The organism is Sutcliffiella halmapala (genome assembly GCF_002019665.1).
Lineage (GTDB): Bacteria > Bacillota > Bacilli > Bacillales > Bacillaceae_I > Sutcliffiella_A > Sutcliffiella_A halmapala.
Map to the genome: position 1 here is coordinate 4577511 of NZ_KV917375.1, position 13087 is coordinate 4590597.

Genomic DNA, 13087 nt, shown 5'->3' on the forward strand with positions numbered 1-13087 from the left:
TTGATCGGAGTGGAAGGTGTGAGACTCCTGCGGGAATGCGTGTCGAAGGGAGACCCCGCAGGCCGTTAGGCCGAGGAGGCTCCCAAGAACCGCCCGCGGAAAGCGAACACCTGCAACGGAGATCAACAGGGTGTTTAACAGACACCTATCTATTTTCAAGATATTTTTATAAAACTTTACATTACTTAAACGAAGACAATGACGCTCCTGCTTGCAAGAAATATTTTTGTCCGACGAAGTAAACGATAATCGACGGGAGCGTAAATATCGTTGCTGCAGCCATTAATAATTCCCACTGTCCACCATGCTGAGACAAGAACCCTTGAAGCCCCAAAGTGATCGTCCATAAACTAGCATCATTAAGGTAAATGAGTGGCCCCATAAAATCATTCCATACTCCCGTGAAAGTAAAGATGGCAATGGTAGCCAAAGGAGGTAGCAATAAAGGATAGATTATTTGATAGAAAATACGGAATTCTGAAGCCCCGTCAATACGTGCCGCTTCTGATAATTCATTGGGAATACCCATAATAAATTGTCTCGTTAAAAATATATTAAACGCTGAACCGAAAAAGGCTCCGATTGTTAATGGCAAGTATGTGTTTACCCAACCTAACTGAGAAAAGATAATGTACATTGGAATCATCGTAACTTGTCCAGGTAAGATCATAGTAGCGATGACAATTCCAAAAACGTATTTAGAGCCCTTCCACTTTATCTTTGAAATCGAATAGGCTGTTAGAGGTGCTGAAATTAACTGTCCGATAATATTAACTGCACATAAAAACAAGGTGTTTAATGTGAAATGCCAAAACGGCATCGCAGTGAATGCTTGAACAAAGTTGTGCCATTGTGCTTTCTCTGGAAAAATAGATGGTGGAAATTGAAAAATCTCGATTGGTGTTTTTAAAGCTGATAGCAAGAGCCAGATAAAAGGGAACATAAAAAACAATCCAATTAAACAGAGGAAAAAGTGAGATACAATCGATTTCCTTCGTTTCTTTTCCATTTTTAAGCTTATATTGTTATTTGGTGCTTCCAATGGTTTAGTAGATACGTTCATTCTCACTCACCTCCATAATAAACCCATCGTAATGACGTTTTAAAAATAACAATCGTAATTAGTACAACGATGACAAATAATACCCATGCAAGTGCACTAGCATATCCCATATTTAATTTCACAAAAGCCTCATGATATAAAAATACCGCATAAAATAACATACTTTGATCTGGTCCGCCAAGCGCACCGCCTGTAAGAATGAAGGATTCTGTAAAGATTTGAAATGCCCCTATTAGCCCCATTATCAGGAGAAACAAAGTGATTGGTGATAGCGCAGGAAACACAATATAACGAAATTTATGCCACCAGCCAGCTCCGTCAATGGAAGCAGCCTCATAAAATTCCTTAGGCACCCCTTGCAATGCAGCCAGATAGATCAGTGCTCCACCACCAGTTCCGAACAAGCCCATAAGTATTAAAGATGGTTTGGTGAAGGACGGGTCTATTAACCAAGCTGGATCAGGTAGATTAAGTGATCGTAAAACTGTATTTAATATTCCTATATCCGGATTTAGCACCCATAGCCATAGAATAGACATTGCTATAGCTGGTACAACAGTTGGTAAGTAGTAGATGGTCCTGTATATCGCAATACCTTTCACCTTAAGATTTAACAGCAAAGCAATTAATAAACTAGCAATCAATGAGATAGGTACACCAATAAAAGCCATATAAAACGTATTACTTAAAGCTTTGTAAAAGCTCTCATCTTTAAAGATTTCTATATAATTTCCTAACCCTATCCACTTAGGAGCTGAAAAAATATCATAGTCAGTAAAACTGAAATAGAGGGATTGCAGAAACGGGATTACAGTTAAAAACAAGAAACCTACTATATAAGGTGACGCAAACGCTAGACCAAGCCAGAATTGCTTTTGGCTTTTATTTAAGGCTAAACTAGTTTGTTTCATACTTGATATCCTTCCTTTCTGATTAATGCCTACAAATGTTATGTAGTCCAGTAATCCCACCTATTATAAATTCTCTTAGAGAAATAATTTTCCATACCTATTTAATAGACATATATAATAGCTAAAGTGTTAGTTTATAAAATTCAACCTATATCGTTTCGTCATATATGACGAAACGATATAGGTTCTTCAAAAGTATAATTTTCTTTTTTTTCAGATATTTATCTTCGTTATTATCCTCTATTCACTTATCAAAGTTCACCGGTTGAATCTCTATTCATTCATTTTGTCCGCAATTGGCTGCATCTTCTCTTTTAATTTAGTTAATCCTTCTTCTACGGAAATCTTATCACGAAGAATATCTTCTTGAGTTTTAAAAATTTCCTGTATATATTCCTCTAAAAATGGTACCTGTGGAACAGAGTACATTTGTCCATTTGAAACATACTCCATAAATTCCGTGTATGCTGGAACATCGTCAAATATCGGATCATCCGCAGCACTGATACGCGGTGGAAGATTACCTAGTCCTGCAGCAAACCTCACCATATTTTCTTTTGCTGTTAACCATTTCAAAAATTCCCACGCTTCATCTGGTTGATCCGCACCTTCTGGAATATAAAATACTCCAACATTGATGAATCCGGAATTCTTCGTTTCAGGTTTATTGGCATCATACGGCATCGGTGCAATACCATAGTTTAAGTTTGGAGCGTACTGTTTAATAAATGTTGCCAACCATTCTCCATCAAATGACATGGCAAATTTCCCTGAGAAAAACGAATTTTGAGCCGAAGCATATTGGCCTTCAGAGCTTGCAAATCGATCAAGTCCATCACTTCCATATTCGTCCCACATTCTTTTGTTCATTTCAATTGTTGCTTTAAATCCAGGATCGAAAGGTGTTACCTCTTTTGTTTCATCATCCCACAATTTACCACCAGAAGCGTTCAACCACATATATGGATTTCGTGCTGGATGGATTCCCATTCGCTCAATTCTTCCATTCTCTACCTTACTAAGTATTTTGTTATACTCTTCTAATTCTTGAATCGTTTCAGGAGGGCCATCTAAGCCCGCTTCTGCAAAAATATCTTTATTGTAAAAAAGCATCCATGAATTCATCACAATTGGAAGTCCGTACGTTTTCTCCTTATATTGTACTGCCGTTCTTGCAGAAGGTAGAAAATCGTCAAAGTCAAAATTATCTCGTTCCATAAATTCGTCAAGCGGTTTCATCGCACCACGCTCTGCCCACGAAGCAAGTCTATTTTCATCATAATGTGTAGCAAGATCTGGTGGATTCCCACCTACAATGGCGGTCATCTGTTTCTGGATATCCCCTTGGGCTAAGCCTTTCACAAATATTTCATCTTGACTCTCGTTATATTCGTCAATTAGTTCCTGCAAAACCTCTGCTTCTTTCCCACCCCACGTATACCAAAAGTCAATTGTAACCTTGTTTTTATTACTAGAAGAAGAACTCGAACAACCTGCAAGAACTCCTAACACTAGAATCATACATAAAATAATCCCACCACTAGACCTTAATCTACTCATTTCATTGCCCCCCTAAGTAATTAAATATAGTTTACTTCTCGTATTGCTTGCTTCAGAAAATCAATCGATAGCTTCGTATCCTCTACCATCGTTCGGCGTGGATGGTTATCCTCTCTATGCCATAATTCAAATGTTAGCCAACCTTTATACTCTACCTCGTTTAATGCGCTAACAAGCTCTTTCATGTCGATTTCACCATCTAGCAAGTCTTCTGTTGGGATGAGGCCTTGTTGATTTCGCAAATGAAAGGCATGGGTTCGATCCGAATATTTTTTTAGCCACTCAATCGGATCAAATCCAGCGACATGCGCCCAGCCCGTATCAATGCAAAGTCCAACCTCTTGACTGGAGTATTCAATAACAGAACGCAAATCACCGTCTGCATTGTGGCGATCATCCGCATGGTTATGCATGCTCACCTTTAATCCTAGCCCGCTAACAGCAGCGGAAATCCTTGATAAATGCACCCCTTGACGCTTAAACTCCTCTTCTGTTTTCGGAAGCGCAACCCCCCAGCCCCCTTTCGGATCGGCATTGATCACTAGGTCCTGCCCACCAGCCTCTGCCAATCTTCTCGCTACCGGCAAGACGAGTGTTTCGATATCGATCTCCTCTTCGTGAAGTGGAAGACCAATATAAGCTCCTGATATAGATAACCCGTAAGATTTCGCTAGTTGCACAAGCTCTGGCGTAGGATCAATTTCTACGGCATCCAAGCCAGCTTCCGCGCAGTCGCGGAATAACTGATCCCACGACGGCGATTCTTTTTTATCGAGATAATACCTTTCATTCCAGCCGTACATTCCGGTTGAGTAACCTAAAATTTTCATAGACTTTTCTCCTTTTTCTTAGACCACTTGATTTGTTTTGGTAACGCCAGCTTCTATCCTTTGAACCGTTCCCGTTTCTACATAGTCATAAAGACTCTGGACGCAGGAGAAATTGAAGATTGTTTGTTCATTCGTCAATGCAGGAGAAGCTTCACCCTTAACTTTTTTGTAAAAATAATAAACTGGGTTGTCCATAAATCCAATATTCCCTTCATGAACGATCTCTTTCTCCTCTGTCACTACTTCCCCAGCTTTATCTCTTGTATAAATCACCTTGTCCGATTCAAAATAAGGCGACCATTGCAGCGCTCCACGTGTACCTTCAATCTCAACGTGGTGATACGCTTCACCATGTGTACAAGATGCGCGTTCATATTGCACCCAAATCGCTTTTCCATCCAGATGATATTTAAGCATGGCACCTACATGGCCTTCGATGTCGTATACGGTATCTACAGGGTCTACTTCTGTCTCTGGTTTACTAACCCACGCTGCAGAAACCTCCACTGCCGATGGTTTGAAAATATCATTTAAGACAGCAAAGTCATATGGACCCCAATCCATTACAATACCACCGCCACTTTTAGAGCGATCCAAAAACCATTTGCTTTCAGGCTGATACTCCACTCCAGGTCTTGACCGTTGTCCACGATAGACAAATGTCACTTTATATACCTCTCCGACCGCGTCCGATTGCAGTAGCCTCTTGATTTCTTCCGTTTTTTGCAGTCCTAAAAATCGGTCGCTGCAGCAGCCTAGCAGTAGATTCTTTCTATTTGCGATTTCTAGCAGAATTTCTCCCTCTTCACGCTTCATTACTAATGGCTTTTCACATAACACATGTCTTCCAGACTCAAGTGCTAGACGTGATAGCTCAAAATGGGTAAATGGTGGTGTACCAATAACGACAATGTCGTTTTGCTTCGCTTCTTCTGCTAGCATGACTTTTGCATCGGAAAACGGAGTTGCTTTAGGATGAAGCTTCACAAATTCGTTTAGGGCATGCGGATTGGGATCGGCTACTTTTACTTCTATGTCAGCACCGTTTGGCAGTTTAAGGATTGCATCGGCGTGTGATCTTGCAATTACGCCTGCTCCTATTAGGTAAAATTTCATTTGGGTTGCACCTCGCTTTGGAATTTTTCGTTATTTTTAATCAAATTCTACTTTTCTACTAGTATTCATTCCCATGGCATTTTTGCTGGTCTACCGATTTTTTCCATTCTATAGAGTTCTTGGGCTTTTTTTGGTAGTTTGTCGTAGGTTTCTTGTGGTATAGGGATGGTGGAGCCTGCTCCATACCAGCTTCTGTTGAAGATCATGGCTAGGTTGGTTCTGCGTGCATCGGAACGATTCGGTGTTCCACGATGCCACATTCGGATGTCACGGATTACGATGGAGCCTGCTGGCATCAGTACTTTCTCGGAGTACATGTGCTCTGCTGCACGTACAATGTGTAGATGTGGATTCACTGTGTTGTTTAAGGTATCATGATTAGCGCGATCAGGGTTTAGATGCGTTCCACCAGGCCATACTTCAAGCGGTCCATTCTCTTCCGTCACATCCACTAATGGGATATTGAGCACTAAACTGAAAGCCGGTAAAGGAACAGATAAGTCCGGAAATAGTGGCATAATATCACAATGAGCATTTTGATAATCTGATCCAGGCATTGGAGTATCTGAGGCAAAGTAATTACAATGATTCCAATCGCCTAAAAGCTCATCGATAACAGCAGTTGCGATTGGGTGACAAATAACGTCTTCATCAATGAATGGCTCTTGGAATGGCAGAAACATTTGTGCACGATTCGTACCAGTGTTGTACCCTTTTCTTTCAATAAAGTCATCAAACAAAGGATCAAATGCATTACGAATTTTCGTTATTTTTTCTTCTGAAATCACCTTATCAAACACAATGTAACCGTTTACTTTCACTTGCTCTACAGCGATTTCAAGTGTCTCCTTGCTTAATTGCTTCGTTGCTTTTTCTTGCTCCGTTAATTGAATAATCATCCTATTCCCTCCAATTTTTTTGATAATCTATATAAATAAGACTTATCATTCCTTGGTTATAGTAGAGCGCTTACATTTCATTTAGCTGAAATCTAATTTCCTTATATGTCTTGTATCAATTTGCTTAACTAATAGATAGGCAACCATTCGAAACGTTTCAATATTGGGCATAAGAAAAAATCAATATATTGATTTTTTCTAGTAGTACATATACATGTAAATAGGAAAACATAGAATAATCTAGTGGAAAGAATCATCCATCAATAGTAAGGAATTCGCTTTCTCGCTATGACCTCTTTTTGAATCTCCAAAACTCTTTCTATATCGCATAATTCTGTTAGCAAGGAAGCGATTTCTCCATGATCCTTGTTCACTATAATGGCACCTGCCATACTGTTGATGCCAGACTTATTCTCCTCATAGGACACTGGTCGAAAGGTTAACGTATCAATCAACATGGTCGGAACGAGTTGTGAACTATGCCAAACCGCAGCATCAATGAAACCATCAGCAATCAGGTAAGGACTATGCATATACATAACCTTTACTTTCTCATTTTTTTCGAACAAATTATTCGTGAACTCAATATGGTCCAAGGAAGTTTCATCTACTCCAATTCGCCATTCTTCCACCTTATTCGAAGCATCTTTTCGACATAACACAATCATATCTCCATAGTAGCTTTTGTCATCAAAGGTACCTAGAATTTTTAGGTTTTCATACTTTTCACACCCCCACACTGCTGCCTGCTGTGATAATAGAACAAAGTCGCATTGATTGTTAAGCAATTCATTAATTCTCAATTTTGCTCCATTTTTCACCGAAAAGCTGCAGTCTATATTTTTCTCTTTTAAGGATTCGGTCAATCCGGATGCTAGCCCTTGAAACTCAAGCGTATTCGGGAGCGGGAGCGATCCTCTAATCGGACCTGAATCCATAATCGACCACAATGCTGCAGAGTTCTTGTCTAATAAATAAGTCCCCATTTGCCCTTTTGGCTGTACTTTAATTGCCCTCATCTCTTTTAGTGCTGTCATTGCTTTTTCAATCGTTCCATACCCAACCGAAAATTTCTGTGCAAGCTCACTCGTTGTAGGGATTTTCTGCCCAACATGACATTTTAATAATTCTTTAGCTATCTGTTTCGTTAAGTCTGAAATTTTAGAGTTTAATGTTTTCATATTTTCAATATACAGAAAAGTGTAAATACAATCAAGTTATTTTTAGAATAAATTGAATATTTAGTTAAAAAATCGATTTAGGCATTTATATTAAAATTAGCATAGAATTTTAGAAGACTGCGATTTTTTAAAGGAGGTTTTCTCATGAATCATCCTACAAAAGTAACTTTATGCCCAAAATGCGGTGATAAAGAATTAGGTAAAGGTACGCACAATCGAAGGTTATGTAAAAAAGCTGGCTAAGTTTAAGAGGACACTCTATTAAGAATAGAGTGTCGAAATTAACAATTTTTTCATTTTTCATATACTTTGTAGATATCATATTTACTAAAATCTTTTCCTTCTACAATCTTTACCATGACTACTGTAACATTTGGACTCTGTTATTTACTTTTAAAAATTTTTTCGTCATTAACTATTATTTTTTCTAGCAATTTCCTTTTGGACAATAGGTGCTACCTTGTTAGCAAGTAAATCAATCGCTTTTTCAACTTGTCCCAATGGTAGGCCAGCTAAATCTATTTGCCCCATAAAGCGAGAATGTCCGAATAATTCATGCTGATACAATATCTTCTCTATAATATCATCTGGACTTCCGACTGCTAAAATTTCTCCTGCTGAACGCTGTTTTATTAATTGATCTTCTGTTGTAAAAAATTGTCGTCCCCGCTCCTGCATGAAGTAACCTAGGTACTGATTATAATATGGTAAGAACTCTCGGGTAGCTTTTTCTCCTGTCTCGGCTACGTATGCATGCCCCGTAACAGCTACTCTTAGCTTCGATAAATCATGCCCTGCTTCTTTTGCAGCTTGCCAGTATAGGTCTGTTATATGCTTCACAGATTCAGTTTGTCCACTTAACAAGGCAAGTGCCATATTCAAACCAAGCTTCCCTGCACGTCTGGCACTTGTAGGAGTACCACCAACACCAATCCAAATTGGCAATTTTTTTTGAATCGGTCTTGGTGCAATTTGAGCATTTCTAAGGGACGAGCGGAACTGACCATCCCAATTTATCACTTCCTGTTCTTGCAATTGCATAAATAACTTCAACTTTTCCTCAAATAACACATCATAATTATTTATATCCGCTCCAAATAGAGAAAAAGACTCTAAAAATGCACCACGACCTAATATGATTTCTGTACGACCATTTGATATAATATCTAGAGTTGCAAAATCTTCGTATACTCGAACAGGATCAGCAGTACTGATAACCGAAAGTGCACTTGTTAATTTTATATTTTCCGTCTCACGAGCAATCGCTGATAGTATCATTGCATAGGATGATGTAACAAAATCCAAACGATGATGCTCTCCAATTCCAAATATATCAAGTCCTGCTTGATCTGCCATTTTAGCAATTTGGATCATTTCTTCTATTCGCCTCTTAGCAGTAGTAGTATTACCATTTCCATTCGGAATACGATCTCCTAATGAATAAATACCAAATTCAAACTTACTCATTATATATACATCCTCCCTATATTAAAATAGTATTTTATTAATCCATGCACTCCGACCATTTGCATTGGAACAAGCTACTATCACTATCATTACAAACTAAATAACACAGTTTGTTTATGCAACATATGTTGCATTTAAAATATAACAAGTAAACACTAAACGACACAACCAACAATAAGAAGCATTTGTCTCCTAAACAACAGTCTGCAAAAATTGTAGGAAAACGCCTAAAAACACTCTATAAAACCTAGCATTAATATGCACATTAAAATCACCCATTTTGAGAAAGATTAATCAAAATGGGTGATTTATAATTTTTGATATTTTTGTAGAATACATTTATGATTATTATGTTATTTTTCTTTCTATTACCTATTCAAAGAATACTTAGTTTGAGGGTGGATCTATGTGGAATCTTGATCGGAATAATCAATTACCAATATATCAACAGATTGCCAACGTATTAGAAAAGAAAATTTCCTATGGAGAATTTCCTTCAAGGAGTAAGCTTCCCTCGGAACGAAAATTGGCTGAACAACTAAAAGTCAATCGTAGTACTGTCGTACTTGCATATTCAGAGCTTCGTTCTCGTGGCATAGTGGAAACAGCACGCGGGAAGGGAACAATAGTAAGTCAATATCAAAATGACGCGCCTAACATTCTTACTCCCAGTTGGAATCGATATATAGAAAGTGGAAACTTATTACCAAATTTACCTTTACTTCGAAGAGCAAGAGAGGCCGTAGCACAGAGTTCATCTATTATTGATTTTGCCAGTGGTAAGCTCTCAGAAGATTTGGTACCTAAAGAAGCAATAAATGAAATCATGAAAGACTATCATTACCTTCCAAACCAAGGTTATGATTATCCACAAGGTTACCTGCCACTAAGACAAGCACTGGTCGCCTTTTTAAAAGAATATAGAGGGATTCAAACGACTGAATCATCTATTTTAATTACTACGAGTTCTCAACAAGCTCTATCTTTAATTATGCTAAGTCTACTTTCACCAGGAGATGCTATAGGAGTAGAGGATCCTTCCTTTATACTCTCATTACCAATGTTTAAATCATCTGGGATAAGAATCTATCGAATTCCAACAGATAAATATGGTATTCTACCGGAAGAAATCCGTACCATGCATCGAAAATATCGATTAAAAATGCTCTTTCTAAACCCCAATTTTCAAAACCCTACAGGGACATTACTTAGTCCAGATAGAAAAAAATTGTTACTTAGTATTGTTAGTGAGCTTGGCCTCCCCATTGTAGAAGAAGATTCATTTAGTTTAGCATCATTTAATGAAAAGCCACCTCCACCATTAAAAGCAGCGGATTTAACATCTAGCACGCTTTTTATAGGCTCTTTTTCAAAAATAGCAGCTGCAGGCTTACGAATCGGTTGGATTGTAGCCCCCCAGAGCGTTATTCAAAGACTTGCAGACGTTAGAAGACAGATGGATCTAGGGTTCAATATAATACCACAACATATTGCTGCTCAATTCATCACATCTTCTTTTTTCGAACCTCATCTTGAAAATTTAAAATCAAGTTTGATTAACAAACGGGATGTAACGGTGAGTGCATTACAAAGAGAAATGAAAGAGCTAGTTGATTTTTCCATCCCATATGGTGGGTTACACATTTGGTGTAAAATAATTCCGGAAGTTCAAGATAGAAATTTACTGGATGAATCAATAAAGCGGGATGTAGTTTTTGTTCCTGGTAGCGTCTATGGATCTAATGCGGGATATATGAGATTAACTTATGCACGACCTAGTATCGATGAAATTGATTCAGGTATAACCAAACTTGCTGCCGCAATAAAGGCTTCTCTTTAATGAAGGTCTGACTATATACCAAAAGGGCAACCAATCGTATTTGGTCACCCTTTTGGTATTATTAGTGTTAATTATAGACCCATCTCAATCCCCTACTAAACTAAATATTCTTTTTCCTTACAAACAATATATACACGAAATACGGTGCACCGATTATTGCAGTTATAATTCCAGCAGGTATTTCAAGAGGTGGATAGATAACTCTTCCACCCAAATCAGCTATCATGACAAGTAATGCACCTAGTAATGCGGAAACCGGCAAGTAATATTTACTATTGGTCCCAACAAGCAACTTAGATAATGGTGGCACTACCAAACCGACAAATCCTATTGTTCCTGCAACAGCTACAGAACTTGCAGCTAATCCTACAGCGGTTACAAGCATGCACAGTCGAACAAGATTTACTCGCATCCCTAGCCCAATTAATGCTTCTTCATTTAGTTGAAAGAGATTCAAATATCTATGGCTGAAAATAATAATTATTAATCCACCTAGTGTCCATGGCCATAGTAATTCAATATGCTGCCAAGAACGTGCGTATAAACTTCCCTTTAGCCAAACCAAAGCCTGAGATGACGTAAGAGCATATTTTACAATTAAAAAGGTGATAGCTGCATTAAAACCAGCAGAAACCGCAACACCTGTTAACGCTAGTCTCATCGGCTTTATTCCATCTTTCTGATAAGAAAGAAGGTATACAATTCCTGCTGCGATAACAGCGCCTATAAATGCAAAAAAGGGAATGATGCCAGAAACTGTTGGAAAAATCAATAGCACGACAACCGCTACAAAACCACTTCCTGCTGAAATACCAATAATATCTGGAGCTGCAAGCGGATTTCTTGTGATACTCTGCAAAATTGCTCCAGACAGCGCCATATTTATGCCTACCAAAGCAGCTAGTATCACTCGTGGTAAACGATATTTAAGAACTAATCCATCTTTTTCGAATAGCTCAGAAAACGGTGTGGGAACCGCCCCAAATTTTAAACTTGCGATAGCTATCAAACAAATTAGTGCTAGTAAAATTAATATAAAATAAATAAAACGAAGCTTTCTCACCTAATCTTCCCTCCACTTCTACGTAAAAGGTAGATAAAAAAGGGAACACCTAAGAAGGCGGTAACAATGCCCACAGGGATTTCAGTAGGATAGAATGCCCATTGTGCAGCAAAATCAGCAGCAGCAAGTAGATTTGCTCCCATTAATGCGGCCAACGGAAGGACTATTCGGTGATTCGCCCCTACTATTCTTTTGGACATATGAGGTACCATTAACCCGATGAAACCGATAGGTCCTGCAACTGCTACTGCACTGCCTGTCATAATGATAATTAATAGTCCTAATAACTGTTGAGTTCTCACTACTTTAACACCTAAACCAAGAGCAATTTCTTCACCTTGTACAAGCGTATTCACAGAATTAGCCAACAGAAATGCAAACAAGATAGCAGGGATATTTACTGCCCAAGCTAATTGGTTATCAAGCCACTCTGCTCCAGAAAGCTTTCCAGCCATCCAGTAAAGCACCTCAGACAATTGTGTTTCATATAACAAAATAATACTTGTCGTAAATGCTCCCATAAAGGCACTTATCGCTACTCCTGCTAACAATAAGCGCGAAAAATCCTTCCCACTATAACGACTGATTAGAAAAATCAATACTGCTACTACACTTGCTCCAATTAAAGCTCCAATCATGATAACGGTAGAATTGCCGCGCCCTTCAAATAACATAATAGCAATAACTGCAAAACAAGACGCCCCTTGATTTATTCCTATGATTTCAGGATCTGAAAGTGAATTCCGTGTCATAGCCTGTAACAAGCATCCCGCTGTTGCCAATGATGCTCCAAGTATTACTGCAAGTAAAAGACGGGGCATACGTATACTCCAAACTGTATAACTCAAAACAGAGTCGTTTAGTTGGAACATATTTTTCCATGTAAGTCCATCAACCCGAAAGGTTACTGTAACAGCAGAAATGATTATTAGGACAAACGAGAATACAGAAAATATCATGATTAGTTTTATTAAATTCCCACTTAACCTTTGTTGTTTTTTCATTAATACCTCATTTCACTCTACCAGTTATGTAATCTATCTATTCCACCACTGATTAATTGGTAATAATGATTTTTCTGATAGATTGTTGCATATTAGATATTAAGTAATCCCTGATTCTTGTACCCTGTGTTCGTTTCCCAAGTGTACTGTGTC

Annotated in this window: 11 protein-coding genes; 1 reads left to right on the forward strand and 10 read right to left on the reverse strand. The window is 38.3% G+C overall.

Annotated features, from left to right (window positions below):
• Positions 1–181 precede the first annotated feature (181 nt).
• The 8 genes from BK580_RS22485 to BK580_RS22520 form a co-directional block, all read right to left on the reverse strand.
• Positions 182–1063: a carbohydrate ABC transporter permease gene (locus tag BK580_RS22485; protein ID WP_235864095.1), complete on the reverse strand. Its 882-nt coding sequence runs from the start codon at positions 1061–1063 to the stop codon at positions 182–184.
• Between the two features lie 2 nt (positions 1064–1065).
• A complete protein-coding gene (locus tag BK580_RS22490) occupies positions 1066–1974 on the reverse strand; it encodes a carbohydrate ABC transporter permease (RefSeq protein ID WP_078382479.1) in 909 nt (302 codons plus the stop codon).
• 273 nt (positions 1975–2247) lie between these two features.
• Positions 2248–3534: an ABC transporter substrate-binding protein gene (locus BK580_RS22495; RefSeq protein ID WP_078382480.1), complete on the reverse strand. Its 1287-nt coding sequence runs from the start codon at positions 3532–3534 to the stop codon at positions 2248–2250.
• Positions 3535–3554: 20 nt separating this feature from the next.
• The gene (locus BK580_RS22500) at positions 3555–4364 is read right to left on the reverse strand and encodes a sugar phosphate isomerase/epimerase family protein (RefSeq protein WP_078382481.1); all 810 of its coding nucleotides are present in this window, start codon (positions 4362–4364) and stop codon (positions 3555–3557) included.
• Positions 4365–4382: 18 nt separating this feature from the next.
• Entirely contained in the window at positions 4383–5480 is a 1098-nt protein-coding gene (locus BK580_RS22505; RefSeq protein ID WP_078382482.1) for a Gfo/Idh/MocA family protein, read from the reverse strand.
• 65 nt (positions 5481–5545) lie between these two features.
• Positions 5546–6379, reverse strand: a complete 834-nt coding sequence (locus BK580_RS22510; protein WP_078382483.1) for a phytanoyl-CoA dioxygenase family protein — start codon at positions 6377–6379, stop codon at positions 5546–5548.
• Positions 6380–6639: 260 nt separating this feature from the next.
• Complete coding sequence (locus BK580_RS22515; protein ID WP_078382484.1) at positions 6640–7560, reverse strand: YhfZ family protein; 921 nt, start codon at positions 7558–7560, stop codon at positions 6640–6642.
• A 411-nt stretch (positions 7561–7971) separates the two neighbouring features.
• Complete coding sequence (locus BK580_RS22520) at positions 7972–9027, reverse strand: LLM class flavin-dependent oxidoreductase (RefSeq protein ID WP_078382485.1); 1056 nt, start codon at positions 9025–9027, stop codon at positions 7972–7974.
• Between the two features lie 406 nt (positions 9028–9433).
• On the opposite strand from BK580_RS22520, the gene BK580_RS22525 reads away from it, so the two are divergent.
• The gene (locus BK580_RS22525) at positions 9434–10867 is read left to right on the forward strand and encodes an aminotransferase-like domain-containing protein (RefSeq protein ID WP_078382486.1); all 1434 of its coding nucleotides are present in this window, start codon (positions 9434–9436) and stop codon (positions 10865–10867) included.
• 100 nt (positions 10868–10967) lie between these two features.
• On the opposite strand, the gene BK580_RS22530 is transcribed toward BK580_RS22525, so the two are convergent.
• Together BK580_RS22530 and BK580_RS22535 are read right to left on the reverse strand one after the other, a co-directional pair.
• Complete coding sequence (locus BK580_RS22530; RefSeq protein ID WP_078382487.1) at positions 10968–11930, reverse strand: FecCD family ABC transporter permease; 963 nt, start codon at positions 11928–11930, stop codon at positions 10968–10970.
• Positions 11927–12934: a FecCD family ABC transporter permease gene (locus tag BK580_RS22535; RefSeq protein ID WP_078382488.1), complete on the reverse strand. Its 1008-nt coding sequence runs from the start codon at positions 12932–12934 to the stop codon at positions 11927–11929. The genes BK580_RS22530 and BK580_RS22535 overlap by 4 nt, the downstream gene beginning before the upstream one ends.
• Between the last annotated feature and the right edge of the window lie 153 nt (positions 12935–13087).